The 23,190-nt window shown below is 72.3% G+C and carries 19 protein-coding genes; 8 read left to right on the plus strand and 11 right to left on the minus strand.

The window, feature by feature from the left end:
* Positions 1–96 precede the first annotated feature (96 nt).
* Positions 97–1,503, minus strand: a complete 1,407-nt coding sequence (locus ACIF83_RS25230) for an MFS transporter (protein ID WP_399730203.1) — start codon at positions 1,501–1,503, stop codon at positions 97–99.
* 103 nt (positions 1,504–1,606) lie between these two features.
* A complete protein-coding gene (locus ACIF83_RS25235; protein WP_393467149.1) occupies positions 1,607–2,011 on the minus strand; it encodes a winged helix-turn-helix transcriptional regulator in 405 nt (134 codons plus the stop codon).
* Positions 2,012–2,144: 133 nt separating this feature from the next.
* On the opposite strand from ACIF83_RS25235, the gene ACIF83_RS25240 reads away from it, so the two are divergent.
* From ACIF83_RS25240 to ACIF83_RS25270, 7 genes are all read left to right on the plus strand, one after another.
* Positions 2,145–3,035, plus strand: coding sequence for an NADP-dependent oxidoreductase (locus tag ACIF83_RS25240; RefSeq protein WP_398136875.1), 891 nt, complete (start codon positions 2,145–2,147; stop codon positions 3,033–3,035).
* Positions 3,036–3,068: 33 nt separating this feature from the next.
* Complete coding sequence (locus tag ACIF83_RS25245; RefSeq protein ID WP_393467155.1) at positions 3,069–3,497, plus strand: GNAT family N-acetyltransferase; 429 nt, start codon at positions 3,069–3,071, stop codon at positions 3,495–3,497.
* Between the two features lie 81 nt (positions 3,498–3,578).
* Positions 3,579–4,721 (plus strand): LLM class flavin-dependent oxidoreductase, encoded by a 1,143-nt coding sequence (locus tag ACIF83_RS25250; RefSeq protein WP_399730208.1) that lies wholly within the window; start codon positions 3,579–3,581, stop codon positions 4,719–4,721.
* Positions 4,718–5,320, plus strand: coding sequence for an FMN reductase (locus ACIF83_RS25255; protein WP_399730211.1), 603 nt, complete (start codon positions 4,718–4,720; stop codon positions 5,318–5,320). The genes ACIF83_RS25250 and ACIF83_RS25255 overlap by 4 nt, the downstream gene beginning before the upstream one ends.
* A 123-nt stretch (positions 5,321–5,443) precedes the next feature.
* Positions 5,444–6,181, plus strand: a complete 738-nt coding sequence (locus ACIF83_RS25260) for a response regulator transcription factor (protein ID WP_393467164.1) — start codon at positions 5,444–5,446, stop codon at positions 6,179–6,181.
* The gene (locus ACIF83_RS25265; RefSeq protein WP_393467167.1) at positions 6,181–7,614 is read left to right on the plus strand and encodes an ATP-binding protein; all 1,434 of its coding nucleotides are present in this window, start codon (positions 6,181–6,183) and stop codon (positions 7,612–7,614) included. The genes ACIF83_RS25260 and ACIF83_RS25265 overlap by 1 nt, the downstream gene beginning before the upstream one ends.
* A 362-nt stretch (positions 7,615–7,976) precedes the next feature.
* Positions 7,977–9,245 (plus strand): ArgE/DapE family deacylase, encoded by a 1,269-nt coding sequence (locus ACIF83_RS25270; protein ID WP_393467169.1) that lies wholly within the window; start codon positions 7,977–7,979, stop codon positions 9,243–9,245.
* Here the strand turns inward: ACIF83_RS25270 and ACIF83_RS25275 are convergent.
* Positions 9,229–11,049 carry a phosphatidylglycerol lysyltransferase domain-containing protein gene (locus ACIF83_RS25275; protein ID WP_399730215.1) on the minus strand — a complete coding sequence of 607 codons (1,821 nt, stop codon included), beginning with the start codon at positions 11,047–11,049 and terminating at the stop codon, positions 9,229–9,231. The genes ACIF83_RS25270 and ACIF83_RS25275 overlap by 17 nt on opposite strands.
* 102 nt (positions 11,050–11,151) lie before the next feature.
* Positions 11,152–11,388, minus strand: a complete 237-nt coding sequence (locus ACIF83_RS25280; protein WP_393467175.1) for a hypothetical protein — start codon at positions 11,386–11,388, stop codon at positions 11,152–11,154.
* Positions 11,389–11,445: 57 nt separating this feature from the next.
* Here ACIF83_RS25280 and ACIF83_RS25285 point away from each other — a divergent pair, with 57 nt between their 5' ends.
* Entirely contained in the window at positions 11,446–12,384 is a 939-nt protein-coding gene (locus tag ACIF83_RS25285) for a M55 family metallopeptidase (protein WP_399730219.1), read from the plus strand.
* On the opposite strand, the gene pstB is transcribed toward ACIF83_RS25285, so the two are convergent.
* The 7 genes from pstB to pstC all read right to left on the minus strand — a co-directional run bounded on the left by pstB (position 12,360) and on the right by pstC (position 23,116).
* On the minus strand, positions 12,360–13,214 hold the full coding sequence (pstB, locus tag ACIF83_RS25290) for a phosphate ABC transporter ATP-binding protein PstB (protein ID WP_393467180.1): 855 nt from the start codon (positions 13,212–13,214) through the stop codon (positions 12,360–12,362). The genes ACIF83_RS25285 and pstB overlap by 25 nt on opposite strands.
* A gap of 26 nt (positions 13,215–13,240) precedes the next feature.
* Positions 13,241–14,149, minus strand: a complete 909-nt coding sequence (locus tag ACIF83_RS25295; RefSeq protein ID WP_393467183.1) for a sortase — start codon at positions 14,147–14,149, stop codon at positions 13,241–13,243.
* Between the two features lie 73 nt (positions 14,150–14,222).
* Positions 14,223–16,220: an Ig-like domain repeat protein gene (locus tag ACIF83_RS25300; protein ID WP_399730223.1), complete on the minus strand. Its 1,998-nt coding sequence runs from the start codon at positions 16,218–16,220 to the stop codon at positions 14,223–14,225.
* Between the two features lie 156 nt (positions 16,221–16,376).
* Entirely contained in the window at positions 16,377–18,998 is a 2,622-nt protein-coding gene (locus ACIF83_RS25305) for a hypothetical protein (protein ID WP_399730225.1), read from the minus strand.
* The gene (locus tag ACIF83_RS25310) at positions 18,995–20,668 is read right to left on the minus strand and encodes a phosphate ABC transporter substrate-binding protein PstS (RefSeq protein ID WP_399730228.1); all 1,674 of its coding nucleotides are present in this window, start codon (positions 20,666–20,668) and stop codon (positions 18,995–18,997) included. The genes ACIF83_RS25305 and ACIF83_RS25310 overlap by 4 nt, the downstream gene beginning before the upstream one ends.
* Positions 20,668–22,047, minus strand: a complete 1,380-nt coding sequence (gene pstA / locus ACIF83_RS25315) for a phosphate ABC transporter permease PstA (RefSeq protein ID WP_399730231.1) — start codon at positions 22,045–22,047, stop codon at positions 20,668–20,670. The genes ACIF83_RS25310 and pstA overlap by 1 nt, the downstream gene beginning before the upstream one ends.
* Before the next feature lies 1 nt (position 22,048).
* A complete protein-coding gene (pstC, locus tag ACIF83_RS25320) occupies positions 22,049–23,116 on the minus strand; it encodes a phosphate ABC transporter permease subunit PstC (protein WP_399730234.1) in 1,068 nt (355 codons plus the stop codon).
* Positions 23,117–23,190 lie beyond the last annotated feature (74 nt).

Raw genomic sequence — 23,190 nt, forward strand, 5'->3', positions numbered from 1 at the left:
CCTCCGTGCGGTGAAGATTCGACACCTCCACCACACACGGGGGCCTTCGCCACGATCAAGACCGGCCAGCGTTAACAACGCTCGTGATCAATACACCTAGGGGGTGTCCTTCGGCCGGCGCGACGCCTGGGCCACGAGGAGGAGCAGGAGTCCGCAGGCGGCGACCGTGATCCAGCCCGGCCGGGACGCGTGGGCGAGCCCCGCGGCGCTGGTGCCCGCGGCCAGGCCGCCGGCGATCGCGATGCCGAGCGCGGAGCCGAGCTGGCGGGCGGTGGAGGTGATGGCTCCGGCCACACCGGCCCGGGCGGGCGGCAGTCCGCTCACCGCGGTGTTGGTGATCGGGGCGTTGGCGAAGCCGAATCCGGCGCCGATGAGCGCGTAGGCCGCAAGGAGCAGCGGCAGGCCCGTGTGCCGGTCGAGTCCGAGCATGCCGAGACCGCCCGCGGTGATGAGGCCGCCGGCCAGGAGGAGCGGCAGCCGGGGTCCGGTACGGCCGACCAGGCGCCCGGACAGGGGTGCGCAGACGGTGGCCCCGAGGGCCATGGGCAGGGTCGCGGTGCCGGCGGCCAGGGGTGTCCATCCCCGGGTGTGCTGCAGGTAGAGGGTGTTGAGCAGCAGGGTCACGTTCAGGGCGACGAAGACCGCCACGGCGCCGAGGACCGCACCGCTGAAGGCCGGCCGGCGGAAGAGCCGCAGGTCCATGAGGGGTTCGCGCCGACGGGTCTCGACCCGGACGAAACCGGCTGTCGCGAGGGCCGCGACCGCGTACGCGGCCAGTGCCGCGGGCGAGGTCCAGCCGATGCGCGGACCTTCGATGAGGACGGCGACCGTGACCCCGATGACCACGGTCAGCAGGATCTGACCCGGGACGTCGAGCCGTCGCCCCCCGTGCGCGGCCCGGGACTCCGGTACGAACAGCGTGCTGAGGACGAGGGCGGCCACGATCACCGGTGCGTTGATCCAGAACACCGACCGCCAGCCGAACGCCGCGATGAGTGCGCCGCCCGTGACCGGGCCCGCGGCCATGCTGAGCCCGAAGACCGCTGCCCAGACTCCGATCGCCTGCGCTCGCTCTCTCGGATCCGGCATCGCGTTCACCACGATGGCCAGCGCCACGGGGCTGAGCATCGAGGCGCCCACTCCCTGCAGCGCGCGGGCCCCGACGAGCAGGCCCACCGACGGTGCGAGTGCGCACAGCAGCGAGGCGGTGCCGAAGACGGCGAGGCCCGACTGGAACACCCGGCGGCGGCCCAGCCGGTCCGCCAGCGCGCCGGAGGAGATCAGCAGACTGGCCAGGACGAGCGTGTAGGCGTCCACGGTCCATTCGAGGCTTCGGGTCCCGATGTCGAGACCCTCGCCCACGGCGGGCAGGGCCACGTTGACGATGGTGGTGTCGAGGCCCACCAGGAACATGCTCAGACAGCAGACGGCCAGCACCGTCCAGCGCCTGCGTGTGCTGAGGAGGGGCGGCTGGACAGGGTGCGGCGCGGCTATTGCGGTCACGGCCTACCTCGCGGTTCGGGGAGCGTCTGTCCGGCCATGCTGTGGCCGGACACCGGCCGTGCCCCAGCCCTTTTGCCGAGGCGGCAAAAGACCCGTTTCCCGGCTAGGCGGGATTCTCCGCGTCGTACCGCTCGCGGGCTTCCTGGACCTCCTCGAAGTGGGTCTCCGCCCACGTCTTCACCGCGGTCAGCAGGCCGGCGAGGCTGCGGCCGAGCGGGGTGAGTTCGTAGTCGACCCGGACCGGGACGGACGGGGTGACCGTGCGGGAGACGATGCCGTCGCGCTCCAGGGTGCGCAGGGTCTGGGTGAGCATCTTGGGGCTGACGCCGGCGACCTTGCGGCCGATGTCGCTGTAGCGCATGGGGCCGGGGGACAGGGCGGCGACGACGAGGCCGACCCACTTGTCGCTGAGCCTGCCGAGGAGGTTGTTGGTGGGGCAGGCCGCCAGGAAGGCGTCGTAGTCGATACGGGCCTGCTCGCGCCGCTGGGCTGCGCTCATGGTCGCCATGGCTCTCCTCCGGGTCCCCTACGCACTCTCAGGTAACTACTTACCGAAGGATAGTAGCTCTCCTATGGTTGGTGCTGCGGCCAGGAAATTGCCGCGAAGTACATCAAATACCTTGTGATCGGGGAGAATTGACATGCGTGCTGCTGTGGTGACGACGTTCGGCGGTCCGGAGGTCGTGGAGATCGTGGACGTGGCGGTGCCCGAGCCGGGGGCGCGGCAGGTGCGGATCAAGGTGGCGGCCGGCGCGGTGAACCCCGTGGACCTGGCCCTGCGGGCCGGTGTCTTCGGCGGCGCGGGCGGGACGCTGGGGCTCGGCTGGGACGTGGCCGGGACGGTGGACGCGGTGGGCGAGGCCGCGGCCTGGCAGGTCGGCGACGAGGTGGTGGCCCTCGCGGCGGGCGTGACCGATCCGCTGGGTGCGCACGCCGAGTACGTCGTCGTGCCGGCGGACGCGGTGGCCAAGGCCCCGGCCACGGTCGACGCGGTGCACGCCGGCACCCTGCCGCTGAACGCGCTGACCGCGATCCAGGCCCTCGACCTGCTGGAGCTGGCGCCGGGTGCGTCGCTGCTGGTGACCGGTGCTGCGGGCGCGCTGGGCGGGTTCGCCGTACAGCTGGCCGCGCACCGGGGGATCGCGGTGACCGGGCAGGCCCGGGCGGCCGACGAGGAGCTGGTGCGGTCCTTCGGCGCCACGGAGTTCACGGCCGAGGGGGTCGCCCCGGCGAGCGTGGACGCGGTGCTGGACGCGGCGATGCTCGGTGAGCCGGCGCTGGAGTCGGTGCGCGACGGGGGCGTCTTCGTCAGCGCCCGGCCCGGCGGGCAGCCCGACTCCGTCCGCGGGGTGCGGACCACGGCCGTGATGGTGAGCGCCGACGGGGCCCGGCTTGCGGAGCTGGCCCGGCTCGTGGACGAGGGGGTGCTGAGCCTCCGGGTGGCCGGGACGTACGGCCTGGAGGAGGCCGCGAAGGCGCACGCGCGGCTGGCCGAGGGCGGGGTGCGGGGTCGCCTGGTGCTGGTCCCGTAGTGCGGGTGGGGGCGTGCCCCCTAGGGTGCGGATATGAAGATCATGGAGCTGGAGCCGGGGGACCCGCGGCTCGGGACCGAGGTGCTGCCCGTGCTGCGGGAGCTGCGTCCGCATCTGACCGAGGAGCTGTTCGCCCGGGTGTACGAGGAGGGGAGCGCGCAGGGGCTGCGCTTCTCCGCCGCCTACGACGAGAACGGGGCCTGTGTGGGCGTGGCCGGCTGGCGGGTGCTGGTCAACACGGTGTCGCTGCGCCAGCTGTACGTCGACGACCTGGTGACCGCCCCGGCAGCCCGGTCCGGCGGGGTCGGCCGCGCGCTCCTCGCGCACCTGGAGGAGCGCGGCCGGGCACTCGGCTGTCATGAGCTGAACCTCGACTCGGGCACCCAGCGCACCGACGCGCACCGCTTCTACCTGCGGGAACGGATGGAGATCGGGGCCTTCCACTTCGCGAAGCCGCTGTAGGGAGACGCCGGGAATAGCTCGGACCGGGCCACCGTTCCAGGGGTATAGTTGAACCGTCAACAACCTGGAGGGTGAGCGACCATGCAGTTCGGGATCTTCACGGTCGGCGACGTCACGCCGGACCCCACCACGGGGCGTACGCCGACCGAGCGCGAGCGGATCAAGGCCATGGTCGCCATCGCGCTCAAGGCCGAGGAGGTCGGCCTCGACGTCTTCGCCACCGGCGAGCACCACAACCCGCCCTTCGTGCCGTCCTCGCCGACGACGATGCTCGGCCACATAGCGGCGCGGACGGAGAACCTGATCCTCTCCACCTCCACCACGCTGATCACCACCAACGACCCGGTGAAGATCGCGGAGGACTACGCGATGCTCCAGCACCTGGCCGACGGCCGGGTCGACCTGATGATGGGCCGTGGCAACACCGGGCCGGTCTATCCGTGGTTCGGCCAGGACATCCGTGAGGGCATCAACCTCGCCATCGAGAACTACGCCCTGCTGCGCCGGCTGTGGCGCGAGGACGTCGTCGACTGGGAGGGCAAGTTCCGCACACCGCTGCAGGGCTTCACGTCCACGCCGCGGCCGCTGGACGACGTGCCGCCGTTCGTCTGGCACGGCTCGATCCGCTCCCCGGAGATCGCAGAGCAGGCCGCGTACTACGGCGACGGCTTCTTCCACAACAACATCTTCTGGCCCGCCGACCACACCAAGCGGATGGTCGAGTTCTACCGGAAGCGGTTCGCCCACTACGGGCACGGCACGCCGGAGCAGGCGATCGTCGGGCTGGGCGGTCAGGTGTTCATGCGTCGCAACTCGCAGGACGCGGTGCGCGAGTTCCGGCCGTACTTCGACAACGCGCCGGTGTACGGGCACGGGCCGTCGCTGGAGGACTTCACCGAGCAGACCCCGCTCACGGTGGGCTCCCCGCAGCAGGTGATCGAGAAGACGCTGAGCTTCCGCGAGTACGCCGGTGACTACCAGCGCCAGCTGTTCCTGATGGACCACGCGGGCCTGCCGCTGAAGACCGTGCTCGAGCAGCTCGACATGCTGGGCGAGGAGGTCGTACCGGTGCTGCGCAAGGAGTTCGCGAACGGACGCCCGGCGAACGTGCCGGAGGCTCCCACGCACGCCTCCCTGCTCGCCGCCACCACTGCCTCTTCCGACCCCTCTGCCTCTTCCGGCCCCTCTGCCTCTTCCGACTCCGAAGGAGTGACCACCGAATGAAGCTCGTCGTCGTCTCGGCGGGGCTGAGCGTCCCGTCCTCCACGCGACTGCTGGGCGACCGGCTGGCCGCCGCCGTGGACCGTCACACGCCCGTCGACATCCAGGTGATCGAGCTGCGCGACCTCGCGGTCGAGATCGCGCACAACTTCACCAACGGGTTTCCGGGCCGCGCCCTGGCCGCCGCGCTGGACGCGGTGACCGAGGCGGACGGGCTGATAGTGGTCACGCCCGTGTTCACCGCGTCGTACAGCGGGCTGTTCAAGTCGTTCTTCGACGTGCTGGACAAGGACGCCCTGGCGGGCAAGCCGGTGCTGATCGCGGCGACCGGCGGTACGGCCCGCCACTCCCTGGTGCTGGAGCACGCGCTCCGTCCGCTGTTCGCCTACCTGCGGGCCGTGGTCGTACCCACCGCCGTGTACGCAGCCTCGGAGGACTGGGGCGCGCAGGGCCTGCCCGAGCGGACCGAGCGGGCGGCGGGGGAGCTGGCGGCCCTGATGCAGGGGCTGTCGGCGGCCCGGCCGGCCAAGGACGACCTCCCGGCCGAGGACGACCTCGCGGTCGTGCCGTTCGAGGAGCAGCTGGCCCGGCTCGGCGCATGACGGTGAAAAGACGGTAGGCCTCCGGTCCGGGTTGCTCCCGTGACGGTGAGAGGCGGGTAAAAAGGGTGATCGTAGACCCGCTCGTCCCGGCCGAACCGCCGGAGGCCTTGGCAGACTGGGGATGTGCCCCAGACTGTGCTGCTCGCCGAAGACGACCGTGCCATCCGTCATGCCCTGGAGCGTGCCCTGACCCTGGAGGGGTACGAGGTGACGGCGGTGGCCGACGGCGTGGAAGCGCTGGCGCAGGCCCACAGGACCCCGCCGGACGTCCTCGTGCTCGACGTGATGATGCCGGGCATCGACGGGCTCCAGGTCTGCCGGGTGCTGCGGGCCGAGGGCGACCGCACCCCGATCCTCATGCTCACCGCCCTGGTGGAGACCGCCGACCGTATCGCGGGCCTGGACGCCGGCGCCGACGACTACGTGGTCAAGCCGTTCGACGTGGAAGAGGTCTTCGCACGGCTGCGGGCCCTGCTGCGCCGTACCAGCCCGGTACCCGCGGGCGGTGGCGGCGCCGCGGGCACCGGCGGTGACGGCGGGCGCGACGTCCAGGTCTCCGACCGGCAGGTGGAGGCCGCCGGGATCCGGATGGACCTGCAGGCCCGCCGGGCCTGGCGCGGCCGGCGCGAGCTGGAGCTGACCCGCACCGAGTTCGAGCTGCTGGAGCTGCTGGTCCGCAACGCGGGCATCGTCCTCGACCACTCCACGATCTACGACCGCATCTGGGGCTACGACTTCGGTCCCGGCTCGAAGAACCTCGCCGTGTACGTCGGCTACCTGCGCCGCAAGCTGGACGAGCCCGGCGCTCCCCAGCTGATCCACACCGTCCGGGGCGTGGGTTACGTGCTGCGGGAGGACTAGTGAGCCGCCGCTGGCGGCTGCCGGCCGGGCCCCGGCCCAAGCTCGTGTCCCTGCGCACCACCTTCGCGGTGTCCTTCGCGGCCGTCACCGCCGCCGTGACCATCCTCGTCGGCATCCTGTCCTACGGCTCCGCGGCGCGCCTGGTCCGGGTCGACCAGCAGTCGGTGTTCACGCAGGTCGTGCAGGACGTGCAGGACGAGGTGCGGCAGCACGAGATGGTCCCCGAGGACTTCTCCTCCTCCCGCCCCGGCCATGATCTGGTCCGGCCGGCCCGGACCGACGTACAGGTGCTGGGCGCGCAGGGGCAGATCGTCGACCACGGCAGTCCGGTGCTGCCCGTCACCGCCCGGGACAAGGGTGTGGCCACCGCGCAGGGGGCCGGCAGGGTGGTCCAGCACAAGGACGTCCGGGTCGGCGAGGACCTGTTCCGCATCGCCACCGTCTCCCTCGGGGACGGGAAGGGCGCGGTGCAGGTCGCGCAGGAGTTCAGCGACACCGAGGATCTGCTGCGGGCGCTGCAGCAGCGGACGCTGATCCTGATGGCGGCGGTCGTGGTCGCCGCGGGGCTGTTCGGCTGGTGGCTGGCCCGCCGGATCACCCGGCGCCTGGTGATCCTCACCTCCGCCGCCGAGGACGTGGCCCGCACCCGCCAGCTGGGCATCGAGGTGCCCGTCGCGGGCCTGGACGAGGTGGGCCGGCTCGGCCGTGCCTTCGACCGGATGCTCGGCCGGCTCGCCCAGTCGGAGGAGGACCAGCGCAGGCTGGTCCAGGACGCCGGGCACGAGCTGCGGACACCGCTGACCTCGCTGCGTACGAACATCTCGCTGCTGCGCAGGATCGACGAGCTTCCCCCGGCGACCCGGGAGGAACTCGTCGCCGACCTCACCCAGGAGGCCCGGGAGCTGACCGACCTGGTCAACGAGCTGGTCGATCTCGCGGCCGGGCAGTCCGATTCCGAGCCGCCGCAGCGGGTGGACCTCGCCGACATCGCCGAGGACGTGATGGGGCTGGCCAAGCGGCGTACCGGCCGGGAGATCCTGCTGCGCGCCAGCGGTGACACGCGCACCGACGGGCGGCCCGGGATGCTGCAGCGGGCCCTGTCCAACCTGGTCGAGAACGCGGCGAAGTTCGACCGTGACGGCAAGGCGCCCATCGAGATCAGCATCACCGGGCCCGCGCGGCTCGGGACCGTCCGGGTCGAGGTCCTGGACCGGGGGCCCGGTATCGCCGAGGGCGACCTGATCCGCATCTTCGACCGCTTCTACCGTGCCGCCGACGCGCGGTCCCTGCCGGGGTCGGGGCTCGGCCTGTCCATCGTCCGCGAGGTCGCCATGGCGCATGGCGGTGCACCGTTCGCCTTCCGGCGGGAAGGGGGCGGGGCGGTGATCGGCTTCACGGTGGGCGGGGGGATCGTGGGCCACGGGGGGCACTGAGGGCGTTCGGGGTGGGACGCCTCGGCTTCGCCTTCGGCGGGATTTCGTTCCCACCCGCACCACCCGTGCAGCTTTCGTCGTCGGGTGCGGGTGGCCCCTGTGGGGCGGATTCGCCGTCGGCGGGTGCGGGTGGCGCTTGTGGGGTGGGTTCGTCGTCGGCGGGTGCGGGGGTCGGGTGGGGTGTGCGGCTTTCGTGGTCGGGTGCGGGTGGCCCCTGTGGGGCGGGTTCGTCGTCGGCGGGTGCGGGTGGCGCTTGTGGGGTGGGTTCGTCGTCGGCGGGTGCGGGGTGTGACGGGGGCTGTTCCCGGTGGTCTGGGGGGGTCATGATCGGAGCGGGAGTGGACCTCGGGAGGGGAGTCGCCGTGCTCAGTGATCAGGAGGCTGCCGTTCTCGCGTGTGTCGACGAGGCGGCCGTCGGGCGGATGCTGCTGGAGTTGATCGCGGTTCCCAGCGTGACCGGGAGTGCCGCCGAGTCGGAGATCCAGCATCGGCTGGCGGGGTGGCTGGAGCGGCTCGGACTGGAGGTCGATCTGTGGTCCATGGATCTGCCCGCGCTGCTGGCCGACCCGGAGTTTCCCGGCATGGAGGTGCCGCGCGAGGAGGCGTGGGGCCTGGTGGGGGTCAGCGAGGGGGGTGGGGATGGGCCGACGCTGGTCCTGCAGGGGCATGTGGATGTCGTACCGCCCGGAGTCCTTGCCGCCTGGGACGGGGATCCGTTCGTGCCGAGGGTGACGGGGGACGTCGTGCACGGGCGGGGGGCCTGTGACATGAAGGCGGGGGTTGTCGCTCATCTCGCTGCGCTGGCCGCGATCCGGGCCGCCGGGGTGCGGCTGCGCGGGCGTGTCGCCGTGCACTTCGTTGTCGGTGAGGAGGATGGGGGGATCGGTGCCTTCGGGACTCTGAAGCGGGGGTACGGCGGCGATGCCTGCGTCATCACCGAGCCGACCGGTGGGACCCTCATCACCGCCAACGCCGGGGCGCTGACCTTCCGTCTCGCCGTGCCCGGCCAGGCCGCGCACGCCAGTTCGCGGGACTCGGGCGTCAGTGCGATCGATGCCTATCTGCCGCTCCATGAGGCGCTGGCCCGGCTGGAGGCCGCCCGCAACGCCGGGCCCTCGCCGCTGATGGCCGAGTATCCGATCCCGTACGCCCTTTCCGTCGGGACGCTGCGCTCCGGGGACTGGGCGAGCAGCGTGCCCGATCTGCTGGTCGCGGAGGGGCGGCTCGGGGTGCGGCTGGGGGAGGAGCCGGGCGAGGCGCGGGCGGAGTTCGAGCGGTGTGTGGCCGAGGTGTGCGCCGGTCACCCCTGGTTGCGGGAGCATCCGGCGACGGTGAGCTGGCCGGGCGGGCAGTTCGCGAGCGGGCGGCTTCCGGAGGGGCATCCGCTGCGGGACGAGGTGCGCGACGCCTGCGCCGACGCCAACGGCTGGGCCACCCGGCCCCGGGAGCGCGGGGCGCCGTACGGGAGCGACCTGCGGCTGTACGCGGGGGCCGGGATTCCGACGCTGCAGTACGGGCCGGGGGACATCCGGGTCGCGCACAGTCCCCGGGAGTCCGTGTCCCTCCGTGAGGTGGTGGAGGTGGCACGGACCCTCGTCCTCACCGTGCTGCGGACTACCGGGGTGAAGTGACCTCCGGGCAGCCGGGCTGCCTGCGGCGGGTGAAGGCCGGCAGGGCGGGCGGGGTGAGGAAGCCCTCCGCCCGGGCGCTGGCCAGGCCGATGCGGGGGATGTCGCTGCTCTTCGCGAAGAGGAGGAAGCGGGGTTCCCAGACCGGGCGGTACTTGGCGTTCGCGCGGTACAGGGACTCGATCTGCCACCAGCGGGAGAAGAAGGTGAGGATCGAACGCCAGAGGCGGAGCACGGGCCCGGCGCCGAGACGGGAGCCGCGTTCGAAGACCGAGCGGAACATCGCGAAGTTCAGGGACACCCGGCGGACGCCCAACTCCTCGGCCCGCAGCAGGAGTTCCACGACCATGTACTCCATCAGGCCGTTCTCGCAGGCGCGGTCGCGGCGCATCAGGTCGAGGGAGAGGCCGGCCTCGCCCCAGGGGACGAAGCTGAGCAGGGCCCGGGGCACTCCGTCCGCGTCCCGGCACTCCAGCATGACGCAGCGGCCGTCGCCGGGGTCGCCGAGGCGGCCCAGGGCCATCGAGAAGCCGCGCTCGGTGGCGCCGTCGCGCCAGTGGTCGGCGCGGTCGACGAGCAGGGCCATCTCCTCGTCGGGGATCTCCTCGTGGCGGCGGATGCGGACCGTGTAGCCGGCCCGGCGGACACGGTTGTGGGCCTGGCGCACCACCCGCATGGCCCGGCCTTCGAGGGTGAAGTCGGCCAGGTCGACGATCGCCTCGTCGCCCAGTTCGAGGGCGTCCAGGCCGTGGCGGGAGTAGATGGTGCCCGCCTCCTCGCTCGCGCCCATGACGGCCGGGGTCCAGGCGTGGCGGCGGGCCTCGGCCAGCCAGGCGTCGATGGCGCCGGGCCAGGCCTCGGGGTCGCCGATGGGGTCGCCGGAGGCCAGGCTGACGCCGCCGACGACGCGGTAGGTGACGGCCGCCTTGCCGCTGGGGGAGAAGATGACGGCCTTGTCGCGGCGCAGGGCGAAGTAGCCGAGGGAGTCGCGTTCGCCGTGCCGGTCGAGCAGCGCACGCAGCTTCCGCTCGTCCTCCTCCGCCAGCAGGCACTCGCCGCGCGGGGCGCGGAAGCAGGCGTAGAGGACCAGGAGGAAGGTCGCCGCGACCAGGACGTTGACGATCACGTCCGTCCAGCGGGGCGCGTCGACGGCGGCGACGCGGTCGGCGAGCGGACCGACGCTGATGCCGCGCAGCAGGGTGTAGGCGATCTCGTCCTTGAGGGTGGCCCCGGGCAGCTTGTTGGTCGCGTGCACGAGCAGGGTGCCGAGGGCGGCACTGAGCAGCGTGCCGCCGGTGCCCACGGCGAGCGCCAGGCGCGGGTTGGAGCGGTCGCCGATGGCGTCGAACTCGCGCCGGCCGAGCAGCAGGGCGGCTACGAACAGGCCGGTCAGGGCGGCGGAGAGCCAGTTGAAGAGGTGCTCGCGGTAGGGGTCGCGGGTGAGCGCGAGGACGTAGAGGGAGAAGAGCGGGCCGGCGAGGAGCAGGTTGAAGACCCAGGCCGCTCGCTTGCGGCGGCGCATGACGATCGCGAGGAAGAGGGCGAGGGCCGCCGAGCCCAGGCCGGCGGTGGCCAGGTAGGGCGTGAAGAAGGCGCCCCCGTTGTGCTCGTGCACCTCCTCGCGGAACGGCAGCGAGACGACGGCCGCGACGTTGAGCACCACCTGCAGACGCAGGTACCAGACGGTGGCCGTTGCCGCCCGCTTCCGCAGCCGGCCGTCGCCGGTGGACGGGAAGGGAATGCGGGCACGGCGGTTGCGCTGAGCGGGGACCTGTGGGGTGGTCAGGCTCGACTGTTGTGCGGGCATGGTGGCGGGCACCTTGGGGAGGGGGACGGGGCAACGCTGACCCTACAGCTCGTAGGGTAGCGCGGATGTGTACGGGTGTACACATACCTGCTTCACAGGATCTCATCCTGGACCCTGGCCGCCCCGCCGGGCCGCCGCAAGGGTCCACGCCAGATTGCCTGCGGCCGCCCCGGCCGCCACCGCGGCCACGATCACCCCGCCGGTCGCCAGGCCGTCGCTGAACAGGTGCGGGCGCCGGTCGAGGCTGTGCAGCCCGAAGCCGCACAGCTCGTACACGCCGACGGCGGCGACGAACAGGCTGACGATCAGCAGGGTCAGCGTCGGGGCGAGAGCGCGCATGCAGACCTCCTCCGCCGGGCTCGGTTTCGCTTCCGTGTCCTGCATGGTCTTCCCCCGATGAACAGACGTGTGGCCGATGGCGGTTGGGAACCTACATTACGTAGGGTCGGTTGGGGTCGGAGGCGTGCGGATATACCTGAGCGCGGACATGGAGGGCACACCGGGCTCGTCGACGCCGACGACGTCCAGCCCGGCGGCCGGGACTACGAGCGGGGCCGCTCCATGATGGCCGAGGACGTGAACGCCGCGGTGCGCGGCGCGCTGGCGGCGGGCGCGACGGACGTCCTCGTGAACGACGCCCGCGGGCCGATGCGCAACCTGCTGCCCGAGGCGCTGCACCCGGCCGCCCGCCTGGTCCGCGGCAAGCCCAAGCAGATGCTCGTGCTGGAGGGACTCGGCCCTGAGTACGACGCAGCGCTCTGTGTCGGATACCACTCCAGGGCCGGTGCACTCGGCGTGCTCGGCCACAGCTTCATGAGTCATGAGATCGAGGACATCCGGCTGGACGGCCGCCCCGTCGGGGAGATCGGCCTCGCCCACGCCACCGCGGCGGCCCTGGGCGTCCCGGTGGTGGCCCTCACGGGTGACGACGCCGCGTGCGCGGAGATGACGGCGTGGGACGCGTCGGTCGTCACCGTCCCGCTGAAGTACGCCCACGACCGGTTCGCGGCCGGGCTGCGTCCGGCGGACAAGGCACGCGCGGCCATCGAGGAAGGGGTCGCACGGGCGCTGACCCCCGGGCCGGCGCGCCCCCGGCCTTTGCCGCCGAGGCGAACCTCACGGTGCGCCGGCAGTCCGCCTCGGTCGTCTCGACGCTGCTCGGCATACCCGGGGTCAAGGCCGACGACAGCCGGACGGTCCGGGCGAGCGGCGACCTTCCGTCCCTGTACCGGCTGTTCGGCGTGTGGATGCGCGTGGCGGCCTCGCTCACCGACCAGCAGCCGTACTGCTGGCGCCGGCGCCAGCGCGCCTCAGCCGAAGCGGCCCGCCACATAGTCCGCCGTGCGCTGGTCCGCCGGGGCGTTGAACATCTGCTCGGTCCGGCCGTGTTCGACGATCCCGCCGGGGGTGCCCTGTTCGGCGAGGAAGAAGGCGCACTGGTCGGAGACGCGGGCCGCCTGCTGCATGTTGTGCGTGACGATCACGATCGTGACCTGGCCCGCGAGTTCGTGGATGGTCTCCTCGACCCGGCGGGTGGAGGTCGGGTCGAGCGCCGAGCACGGCTCGTCCATGAGCAGGACCCGGGGCCGTACGGCCAGTGCGCGGGCGATGCACAGGCGCTGCTGCTGGCCGCCGGACAGCGCTCCGCCGGGCCGGCGGAGCCGGTCACGGACCTCCTTCCACAGGCCCGCGCGGGTCAGGGACTCCTCCACCAGCTCGTCCCGCTCACGCCGGCTCGCGCGGGTGCCGGTGAGCTTGAGGCCGGCCACCACGTTGTCGTAGATCGACATCGCGGGGAACGGGTTGGGCTTCTGGAAGACCATGCCGATCCGGCGGCGGGCGTCGGTCAGGCGGCGTTCGGGGGCGTAGATGTCCTCGCCCTCGAAGAGCACCTCGCCGCCGAAGGCCGCGCCGGGGATCAGCTCGTGCATGCGGTTGAGGGTGCGCAGGAAGGTCGACTTGCCGCAGCCGGAGGGGCCGATCAGGGCTGTCACCCGGCCCGCGGGCATGGTCAGCGAGACCCGGCTGAGCACCTGGTGGCCGCCGAACCAGGCCGAGACCGCGCGGGCCTCCAGGGTGGCGGGCGCGGCGCCGGGGACGGGGGCTGCGACGGGCAGTACGGCGGTGTCGGTGACGGCGGTGTCGGTCACTGCGGTCTCGGTCATGGTGGCCACCTCTGGTCGGGCAGGGGTTACAGCAGGTTCGGGAGCAGTTCGGTGGTGCGTGTGGCGACCTGGAGGCCCAGCACGGCGACGACCGGTGCGAAGACGATCCACGTCTGGTGGCGGCCCCAGCGGTGCCACGTCCACACCGCGGCGACGGACGCGAGGAGCAGCGCCTGGAGCCACAGCACCAGCGGCCAGGGCACCCCGGAGGGGCGGGCCAGTGGCTGCTCGGAGTCCGGCAGGGTGCCGGAGCGGATCACGGCCGCCGGGGTCTGGAAGGGCGCGGAGATCAGGTCGGCGTCGACGCGCAGGATGCCGCCGGGCATGAAGCGGGGGCCGGTCGCGGTGACCAGCACCAGGCGGCCCTTGCCCGCGGCCGCGGGGACGGGTGCCGGGTCGCCGGCCCGCCGTACGTCGATGACCTGGTACTCGGCCTTGCCCTGGCCGGTGGTCACGGTGAAGGTGTTGCCCGCGGTGAGGTCGGCCAGGTGCCCGAACGGGGCGCCGTACGCGGCCGCCCGGCCCATCAGCACGCTGGTCCCGGCCTGCCCGGGCATCGGGGTGTCCCGGCGGTGACCGGGGCCGTCGGTCGTGACGGCGGAGTCGGTGCCCTCGAACACGACCTGGTTCAGGCCGAGTTGCGGTACGTCGATGAGCGCGACCGGTGTGCCCGGCGCGAGCAGCTTGCCCTGCTGGTCGGTCTGGGACACGGGGGCCGTGCCCAGGGCGAGCTGCTCGCGCAGCTCGTCGAACGCGGCGTGCTGCGCGCTGTGCTGCTGGATGCCGCTGACGAGCAGCAGCTGGGCGGTGATGCCGAGCAGCAGGGCGGCGAGGCTGAGCAGGCCGCCGCGGGCCAGGTGGCGGACGGCGGTGACACCGCGGACGCGGGTGCGCGGCGCGGCCGGTGCGAGCGTGGTCGGTACGGCGACGGTCACGTCGGCCCGCCTCCTTCGCTGGGGGTGGGGGCTGCCGGGGAGACGGGACTGGTCTCCCCGGCAGCCGGGTGGATCAGGTGGACTTGACGGTGAAGTTGGCGCCGGCCTTGGACGCGACCGTGGTCGAGCCCGCGTAGAAGGCGTGCAGCGTGTGCTTGCCGCGGCTCAGCTTCGGCAGCGTGATCGTCACCTTGCCGCCGCTCAGCTTGCCGGTGGCGAGCACCTTGGTGCCCTCGTAGATGCGCACGGTGCCGCCCGGGGTGGTGCCGGTCGCGGTGACCTTCACGGTCACCTTGGCCTGGGCGGTGTGGCTGATGGAGGCCGGTGCGGTGGAGCTGACCGACGGCGTCGCCTTGGTGATCTTCAGGCCGGCCGTGGTCGAGGACGCGTTGAGATTGCTGTTGCCCGCGTAGGTGACGGACAGCGTGTGCGTGGTGACCTTGAGGTGGTTCGACAGGCCGATGGTGACCTTGCCGGACGCGTCCAGGGTGCCGGTGCCGAGGACCGTGGAGCCCTCCTTCACCGTGACCTTGCCGGTGGGGGCCACACCGTGCGAGCCGGCCACGGTGACGACGACCTTCGGGGTCTTGCCGTACGCGGTGGTCGCGGCGGTCGCCGTCGTGGTGCTCTTGAACTTCACCGAGCCGGACCAGGGGGCCGTGGCACCCGTGCCGTTGAGGTTGGCGCCGGCGACCGTGGCGGTGTAGCTGCCGGTGGCCAGGCCCGTGAAGGTGTACGAGGTGGCGCTCCCCGGAACGTCCTTGACGGCCACGACGGCGCCGTCCGAGTCGGTCAGTGTGACCCGGTAGTCGGTGAGCGGCAGACCGGTGGGCGCCGGCGCGGTCCAGGACAGCTTCAGGGACGCGTCGCCCGGCGTGCCCTTCACCCCGGTCGGGGCGGAGGGCGTCGAGGTGTCGATGCCCGACTCCTCCAGGCCGCCCAGCTTGGCGTGCTTGGCCACGCTGACCGAGCCGTTGTACGGCTCGTTCACGAAGCCGAAGGCGGAGATGACGCCCTCGGCGGAGTCCGAGGCCATCGCGGCTTCGTGGCTGCCCGCCGTCACGAAGACGTCGTAGAGGTCCTTGTCGAAGAAGATGCTGGTCGGGTCGATCGCCCGCGACGGCACGACGTTGTAGACGTCACGGCCGAAGGTGGAGTTCTCGTAGTAGGCGTTGACCGGGGCGAGCTTGCCGTTGACCGTCGTCACCGGGCTGGTGGCACCGGAGTCGCCGGGCAGCTGCACCGCGGCCAGGTGACCGCCCGCGGCCGCCGAGGTCTTGGTGAAGTCGGGGGAGACGCCGTTGTTCTGGGCGATCCAGGAACCGACCGAGAAGGGCACCAGCGCGCCGTCCTCGGTGAGGGCCGCGTCGCCCTGGTTCTCCTGGACCGTCGGGATGTTCGGGGAGAGCGTGGCGTCGGTCAGGCCGATCGCGGACAGGAAGAACTTGCGGGTGCCCGAGCCGCTCTGCGGGATCTTCGGGTGCACGGTCTGGCCGTTCACCTGGGTGAGCGCACCGGAGTAGATGTCGTGCAGCTGGTCCTGCGTCAGGCTGTTCAGCGCCGAGCCCTTCACCGCGACGCCGACCGCGTCCCGGGCGAACGGGATGTAGGTGAGCGCGGTGCCGGAGGTGGACGGACCGCTGGAGGAGCGGGCGAAGTCGACCTGGCCCTTGACGGCGACGCCGGAGGAGTCCGGGTACTTGTCACCGGTCAGCGACTCGCTCAGGGCCAGGCGGCCCTTGCCGGAGCCGTTGGGGCGCAGGAAGGACGGGCCGCCCGAGCGGGTGGTGATGTTCGAGGTGGTGGAGCCGGTGCCGGGCTCGATCGCGTCGTAGGAGGCGATGCCCGCGCCGCCTGCCGACTTCACGGCCGTACCGGCGTAGCTCGTGCCGTTGACGGTGTCACCGGCCAGGGCGTTGAGCACGTCCTGGGTGGTGTCGGAGCCCACGCCGACCAGCTGGCGGAAGGTACCGGCGGGGGTGGGGTCGGCGTACGCGGGGCTGGCCAGAGCCAGGCCGCCGGCCACCACGGCGGCGGCGACGAGCGCCGCCGAAGAGCGCGTTCTGCGCATCGAGAGTCTCCTGACGATAGTGCGTCGGTGCGGGAGAAGGGGATCTGGCAGGGTGGTACGGGCCGTCCGCCCCGACTGCCTTTCGGGGCGGGCGGCCGTCAGTGGGGGAGCCTTTCGGCTCCGGGAGGGGCAACCCCTCAGGGGCGCGGGGCGGTGTCAATCCGCGGCTCCGCCGCGTGGGCGCGACCAGCCACGACGCACCCGCAGTCGAACGAGCGCCTGCCTGGCCGAACTGAGCGTCAGCCGACGGCCACCCGCGAAAGGTGCCCCAAGTCCCGCGACCGCACCGAGCCCGGCCCCGACCGGTACGGCATAGCGGAGCGGATTCGCGGGGTCGGCCGGGGTGTTCCCGGCGGCCGTGGTCTGCACGGCCTTTCCGCCGTCGTAGGAGGCCTGGGCGCTGGGCGTGGCGCTCGCGCCGCCGTCCGCTCCCCTACCGCCGTCGCCGGAGGCACCGCCGGAGGTGGCGCCACCCGCCCCGTCGCCGGTGCCGGCGGAGGTCTGGCCGCCGCTGGTGCCGCCCGAGCCCGAGTCACCGTCGGTGGCTGGCGATCCCTTGTAGCGCAGGAGCGCGTCGGCCGCCTTCAGCGCACGGTCGCGCAGGGTGCGGGAGAGCGGGGCGTACCCCTCGGGCAGCCGGCCCGGGTCGGCGCCGAGGACCTGGCCGGCGCCCGCCGCGTAGCGCAGCAGCGCCGCGTAGTCCGCGCGGGCGTCCGCCTTCAGCCAGCCCGGTCGTGCGGCCGCGTAGACCAGCTGGGCCAGCGGGTAGGCGCCCTTCGCCCTGGCGTTCGCCGGGGTGATCTCGGCGACGTCCTTGCCGGAGGCGCTCTTGGCCGCCTCGGTCAGGGCCGTGGCGGTGGGGGCGACGAACTTGCCCGCCGTGTTGCGCAGCTCGGCCGTCTGCAGGCCGTACCGGACGGCGGAGGCCGCGTCGGTGACGGTGATGACGAACCGCGAGCCGACCGTCTGCGGGCCGGGGCTGCGGTACGCGGGCGGGTTGGACAGCGGGTCCCAGGTCGACTTCCACAGGGTGTCGGCGCGCCGGGTGTGCAGGGCGCCGGCGTGCATGTCGTCGACGTAGGGGTGGAAGTCGGTCATGCACTGCCGGGCGTCCTTGGGAGCGTCGGTGCCGGGCGGCACCGTGCACCAGGGGTCGCTCTTCGGGTACTCGTCGACGTGCGCGGGGGCGAAGGCGAGACCGGAGGGGTTCAGGTCCGCGTTGGTGCTGTAGTACGGGTTGACCCGCATGCCCCAGTCGTCGGAGACGCCGGAGAGGAACTGCCGGGCCTCCTTGTCCGAGAGGATCCACTGCCACACCGCGCGGGCGCTGTCGCTGTGGCCGAGCGAGGTGAGCAGGTCGGTGTCGGTGGCCGGGGTCTCGGCGACCGAGAGGTACGTGAACTCGGGGTTGAGGGCGATGAACTCGGGGTCGCTCGCCAGGCCCGCCGGGTTGTGCTTCGCCCAGCCGTACCCGTGGGCGGCCTTGTCGCCGAGCACCGAACCCCAGGTGGAGTTGCGGTACGACTCGGTGAGCAGCTTGGCGACCAGCCGGGGCGTCAGCCTGATCGATCCGACCTTGGTGCCCGCCTGTCTCCTGATGTTCTCGGGTGCCCCGGCCTTGGGTCTGCGTTCGATCGTGAACCCGATGACGGCTCCGGACAGCGCAACGGGCGCGTAGGTCGTCGTGCCGCCCGGTGCCGACGTGCCGTCGTCGGCGCCCAGGGCGCGGGTGGTGAAGCCGAGGCCGAACGTCTTGTCGGTGCCCAGCCGGGAGCGGGTGTCGGGCTCGCCGAGTTCCGTGTAGCCGTACACCTTGCCGGACGGGCACAGGGCCGCCTGCCAGCTGGTCACGGCGTCGGCGACCAGCTCGCTGCCGGTGGTGGGGCGCTCGTCGCTGCCCAGCGGGCAGTTGCTGCCCACCCGGTTGAAGTGCAGCGGGATCGCGATGCGGTTCTGCCAGTTGGTCGAGGAGACCGGGGAGCCCGCGTTGACCTGGCTGTGGTCCGCGTAGGGCTTTCCGTCGAGGTCGAGGTGGCCCTGCGGGACGATCACCAGCCAGCAGGAGCGCGGCTCGGTGACGCCGTTCCGGGTGACCGGGGAGCCGCAGCCCAGGTGCGGGGCCTCGTTGGCGGTCTGCACCTCGAAGTACTCCTGGCCGGTGCCGCCGGCGCCGGTGCGGGCGAAGTCGACCTCGTTGGTGGTGTTGTGGTTGAAGAACCGGTTGTTCTGGGTGTTGGTGAGGACCGTCTCGCCGGTGACCGACTTGAACGGCACCTCGCCCGGGACGCCGGGGGGCTGGGCGGCGCCGTAGCGGTTGTCCTGGCCGTAGTTGGTGGGGTCGGCGCTGTAGAAGATCTGGCGGGTGTCGTCCAGCTGGTTGCCGGGCCAGTTGCCGCGGTCGGTGGTCGGGGAAGCGCCGTACTGGCACTGGGTGCGGGGCGGTCCGGGGTTGCCCGGGACGCTGCCGTCGTCGTCGCCCCAGCACTGCATGATCTGGACGAAGTCGGTGTTGAACGAGGTGCCCGCGAAGGTGGTCGGGGTGCCGCCGCTCCAGGAGACCTTGATCGCCTGGCTGGTGAGGTGGCTCGTCCGGTCGACGGTGAACTTCATGTCCTTGAACTCGCCCCGCCCGGAGACGGTGACCGCCGAGCCGGCGGGGGCGGCGCTCGCGGAGGGGGCCGCCTGGGCGACCGCGAGGCCCGCGAGGGCGCCCACGGTGGCACCGGCGAGGAGGCGGATCAGGGCGCCGCGGACGCGGCCGGGCCGTCTGCGGATCATCGCCGGTCACCGTCCTTGGCGTTGTCCTGCGACCGGGCGCCGGCCAGGCGGGAGACGACCGAGGGCAGCAGGACCAGGCCGAGCACCAGGAATGCGGCCAGCAGCATCAGCGTCTGGGTGGCGGTCCAGCCGTGGCCGGCGGCGACGGCGACCGGCTGGGCGAGGGCGACGGTGTTGTCGGCGCCCGTACCGGTGCCGCCCGAGCCGCCGCCCGCGCTCGCGCCCGGCACGATGGTCTGCCCGGTGTCCGGGTCGACCGACGGGCCGCCGCTGCCGCCGGTGCCTGCCGTACCGTTTCCGCCGGTGGCGGAGGACCCGCCGTTCGCCGTACCGCCCGCCGCGGATCCGCCACCGGAACCGCCTTCGCCGTCACCGGACTTGGCGCCGCCGCTGCCCGTGGTGCAGGGCGGGGCGCCCTTCTTGTCGCAGGGCTTCGGGTAGGGCGCGGTGTCGGCGAGACGGTTGTGGCCGTCCGGGGTGAACGTCGGGTTGTTGCAGCGCTTGATGTTGATGTTCTGCGCCTGCACGCCCGGGATCCGGCGGATCTGGTCGAAGCCGGCCTTGACCAGGTTGATCGGCAGCGGCGAGTAGCCGAGCTTGGGCGCCTGCTGCTGGCCCTGGCACATGAAGTAGTACGAGAACGCGCCCAGCGTCCGGCCCTTGACCGTGCTGAAGGTGCCCCGCACCTTGAGCGGCAGGATCATGTACGAGTAGCTGGACAGCGGGTAGTTGCGGCTGTCGGAGTCGTTGTAGACGCCGTCGAGCTGCTGGGTGAGGTAGTCCGGGGAGTTCTTGTTCGTGTTGATCCGGGCCTTGAGCAGCGAGACCGCGACGTTCTGCGGGGTCGGCTCGGTGTAGTAGCCCGAGTGGTTCAGGATCTTGGCGACCGGGTAGTGCGCGTTGAGCGCGTAGGAGTAGTTGACGTACCCGATCGCGCCCTCGCCGTAGTTCTGGGCGACGTAGCCGGCCACACCGAGGTCGCCGGACTGGGCGATCATCCCCGGGCTGGTCGGGTAGTTCGAGGTCTGCCCGCAGGAGCCGGAGCGGCCCACCTTGCGGCAGTAGGCCTGCCACAGGGCCTTGTGCTGGTTGGTCATCCACAGCGTGAACTGGGCGGTGGAGCCGGAGCCGTCGGAGCGGACGACCGGGACGACCGTGCGGTGGGGCAGCTGGAGGCCGGGGTTGTCGGCCCGGATGGCCGGGTCGTCCCAGGTCTTGACGACCCCGGTGAAGATCTTCGTGACGACGTCGCCGGACAGGCGCAGGTTGGTGACCCGCTTGCCGTTGACGGTCAGGTGGTACATGAAGACGGTGCCGCCGGCGACGATGGGCATGTAGGCGTACGAGCCCGCCGCCGGGCGTTCGGCCGCGGAGCCGTCCGTCGGGTGGGTCTGGAACGGGATGTCGGAGACGGCGAAGTCGACGGTGCCGGAGAGGAATTGGCGACGGCCGTCGGAGGAACCGGTGCCGGCGTAGCTGATGCGCATGCCGTACTGGTTCACTGCGCGGCGCCATTCATCTACGGCGTTCTCCGCCCAGGTGGAGCCGGCGCCGGAGATGGGGGTGTAGGTGTCGGCGACGGCCGGGGTGGCGGCGGTCGAGGCGAGGATGCCGAGGAGTGCGGCCAGGATGCCCAGCCGTCGTAGGGCGGTGGCGAGTTGGCTGAGCATCAGTGGCTGCCTTCGTTGTCGGGTGCGGGTTCGTGGGCGGGCACCCGGCCTCCGGCCGGGTCCGGGTTCCCACCCGCACCACCCGTGCGGCTTCCGTGGTCGGGTGCGGGTGGCCCCTGTGGGGCTGAGTCGCCGTCGGCGGCTGCGGGGGGTCGGTCCTGCGGCGTCTTGTCGAACAGCGTCAGGCCCGGGGCGTGCAGGTCCGCGAAGCGATCCGCATCGCGCCGCGACGCCCGCGCAGCGCGCCGCGCCTGGCGCTTGCTCTGGTGGCCGGGGCCGCGGCCGCCGATGACGCGGGCGATCGCGAACAGCACCAGGACCAGGGCCATCAGCACCGCCGCCGCGCCGAAACCGCGGGCGATCATCGCCGGCTGGGGCGACTTGACGAAGTTGAAGACGGCGAGGGGCAGGGAGACCATCGGGCCGTTCGTCGGGTCGGCGTTCAGCGCCGCCGTGAACCCGGCGGTGAGCAGCACGGGCGAGGTCTCGCCGATGCCGCGCGCGGTGCCGAGGATGACGGCCGTGGCGAGACCCGAGCGGGCGGTGGGCAGGACCACGTGCCACACCGTGCGCCAGCGCGGTGCGCCCAGGGCCTCCGCCGCCTCGGTCAGGGTGCCCGGCACCAGCCGCAGCACCACGTCCGCCGCCCGGATCACGATCGGCAGCATCATCACGCTGATCGCGAAGCCCGCCGCGAGTCCCGACTTCTGCATGCCGAGCCCGAGGATCCAGGTGGCGTACACCATCAGGCCGGCCACGATCGAGGGCAGCGCGGTCATCGCCTCGACGATGGTGCGGACGAAGCGGGAGAAGCGCCCGGGGATCTGGTTCAGGTACACGGCGCAGGCCAGGCCCAGTGGGACCGTGATCACCAGGGCGATGGTGATCATGATGAGGGTGCCGAGCATGGCGTGCGCGATGCCGCCGTTGGTGAGCGGGTCGAGCGGGCCCGCGGCCTGCATGTCCTGGGTGAAGAAGTTGGCGTGCGGCAGCGCCTCGCGGCCGCGCCAGGCGGTGAAGCCGACGACCAGGGCGAGCGCGACGAACAGCAGGGTGGCCGCGCTCCACAGCACAACGGTCATCACCCGGTCCCGTACCGCCTGTCCGTTCTCCTCCAGGCCGGTGAGTACGGCGTAGATGAGGAGGAAGGCGAGGTAGGCCGTGACGGTGAAGCCCAACGCGCCGGAGAAGGGGGCGAGTTGGCCAAACAGCAGCAGGGCCGTGCAGAGTCCGGAGGCGGCGGCGCCGGTCAGGGACAGCACCCCCGAGCGGGTGGGGCCGCCGATCCGGCGGGGGACGTCCGGGAGTTCGTCGGCCGGCTGCGCGGCGGCGGCGGTCTCCCCGACGCCGCGTACGGTGTTCTCTTCCACGACTGTCATGTCAGGCCTCGCTCTGTGCGCCGGACCGGGAGCGGGCCACGACCGTCGACGCGGTGAAGTTGACCGCCAGGGTGAGCAGGAACAGCGCCAGACCCGCGGCCATCAGTGCCGACATGCCGAAGGTGGAGGCGTCGCCGTAGTGCAGGGCGATCAGGGAGGAGACGGAGTTCGCGCCGGTCTGCAGGATGTGCGGCTGGATGGTGAAGACGGGCGAGATGATCAGGTAGACGGCGATGGTCTCGCCGAGCGCCCGGCCGAGCCCCAGCATGGTGCCGCCGATGATCCCGCCCTTGCCGTACGGCAGCACGACCGAGCGGATCATCCCCCAGCGGGTCGCGCCGAGGGCGTAGGCGCCCTCCCGCTCCCCGGCCGGGGCCTGGGCGAACACCTCGCGCATCACCGAGCACTGGATCGGCGCCACCATGAGGGCCACGACGAGCCCGGCGATGAAGGTCGAGGCGGTGTAGACGCTCTGGGAGGCCAGCGGTTCGCCCGGCTGGGTACCGTCCACCTTGAAGAGCGGGAACCATCCGAACCAGTCGGACAGCCAGCGCGACAGCCCGATCACATGGCCCTGCAGGAAGAACAGCCCCCACAGGCCGTACACCACCGACGGTACGGCCGCCATCAGGTCGACCAGGGTCACGAGCGTGCGCCGCAGGGGGCGCGGTGCCACGTCGGAGATGAACAGCGCGGTGCCCACGGCCAGCGGCACGGAGATGGCGACGGCGACGAGGGCGATGAGCAGTGTCCCGGTGAGGACCGCGGCGATGCCGAACCGGTGGACGTCCGGCTGCCACTCGGCGGTGGTGAGGAAGGCGAACCCCCTGACCTTCAGCGCCTGTCCGGCCCTCAGCAGCAGAAACAGGCCAACGCCTGCCATGACTGCCAGGACGGCGACGCCGGTGGCGGTCAGCTGGTACCGGAAGATCCGGTCCCCGAGACTCCGCGCGGCGAACGCCCTTCGAGGCAAAGGCCGTTCGGGTTTCTCGGGCTCTTCGGATCTGTTGGGCCCGGCTCTGCCGGGCCCCTCTACGGCGGACACCACGTGTGGCCCCCCATGCGACATGAAGCGACATGTACGGGAACGGCGTCCCCGCGCGGGGAGAGTCAATGGCTGGATGCTGTCGCTTCCGGGCGCCG

This window comes from Streptomyces sp. NPDC085866 (genome assembly GCF_044541035.1).
Classification (GTDB): Bacteria; Actinomycetota; Actinomycetes; order Streptomycetales; family Streptomycetaceae; genus Streptomyces.

Excerpts from the sequence above, each read along its gene's own strand:
- ACIF83_RS25235 (WP_393467149.1), bottom strand. The coding sequence starts at position 2,011 with ATGGCGACCATGAGCGCAGCCCAGCGGCGCGAGCAGGCCCGTATCGAC.
- ACIF83_RS25240 (WP_398136875.1), top strand. The coding sequence starts at position 2,145 with ATGCGTGCTGCTGTGGTGACGACGTTCGGCGGTCCGGAGGTCGTGGAG.
- ACIF83_RS25245 (WP_393467155.1), top strand. The coding sequence starts at position 3,069 with ATGAAGATCATGGAGCTGGAGCCGGGGGACCCGCGGCTCGGGACCGAG.
- ACIF83_RS25250 (WP_399730208.1), top strand. The coding sequence starts at position 3,579 with ATGCAGTTCGGGATCTTCACGGTCGGCGACGTCACGCCGGACCCCACC.
- ACIF83_RS25255 (WP_399730211.1), top strand. The coding sequence starts at position 4,718 with ATGAAGCTCGTCGTCGTCTCGGCGGGGCTGAGCGTCCCGTCCTCCACG.
- ACIF83_RS25275 (WP_399730215.1), bottom strand. The coding sequence starts at position 11,049 with ATGCCCGCACAACAGTCGAGCCTGACCACCCCACAGGTCCCCGCTCAG.
- ACIF83_RS25280 (WP_393467175.1), bottom strand. The coding sequence starts at position 11,388 with ATGCGCGCTCTCGCCCCGACGCTGACCCTGCTGATCGTCAGCCTGTTC.
- ACIF83_RS25285 (WP_399730219.1), top strand. The coding sequence starts at position 11,446 with ATGAACAGACGTGTGGCCGATGGCGGTTGGGAACCTACATTACGTAGG.
- pstB (WP_393467180.1), bottom strand. The coding sequence starts at position 13,214 with ATGACCGAGACCGCAGTGACCGACACCGCCGTCACCGACACCGCCGTA.
- ACIF83_RS25300 (WP_399730223.1), bottom strand. The coding sequence starts at position 16,220 with ATGCGCAGAACGCGCTCTTCGGCGGCGCTCGTCGCCGCCGCCGTGGTG.
- ACIF83_RS25305 (WP_399730225.1), bottom strand. The coding sequence starts at position 18,998 with ATGATCCGCAGACGGCCCGGCCGCGTCCGCGGCGCCCTGATCCGCCTC.
- ACIF83_RS25310 (WP_399730228.1), bottom strand. The coding sequence starts at position 20,668 with ATGCTCAGCCAACTCGCCACCGCCCTACGACGGCTGGGCATCCTGGCC.
- pstA (WP_399730231.1), bottom strand. The coding sequence starts at position 22,047 with ATGACAGTCGTGGAAGAGAACACCGTACGCGGCGTCGGGGAGACCGCC.
- pstC (WP_399730234.1), bottom strand. The coding sequence starts at position 23,116 with ATGTCGCATGGGGGGCCACACGTGGTGTCCGCCGTAGAGGGGCCCGGC.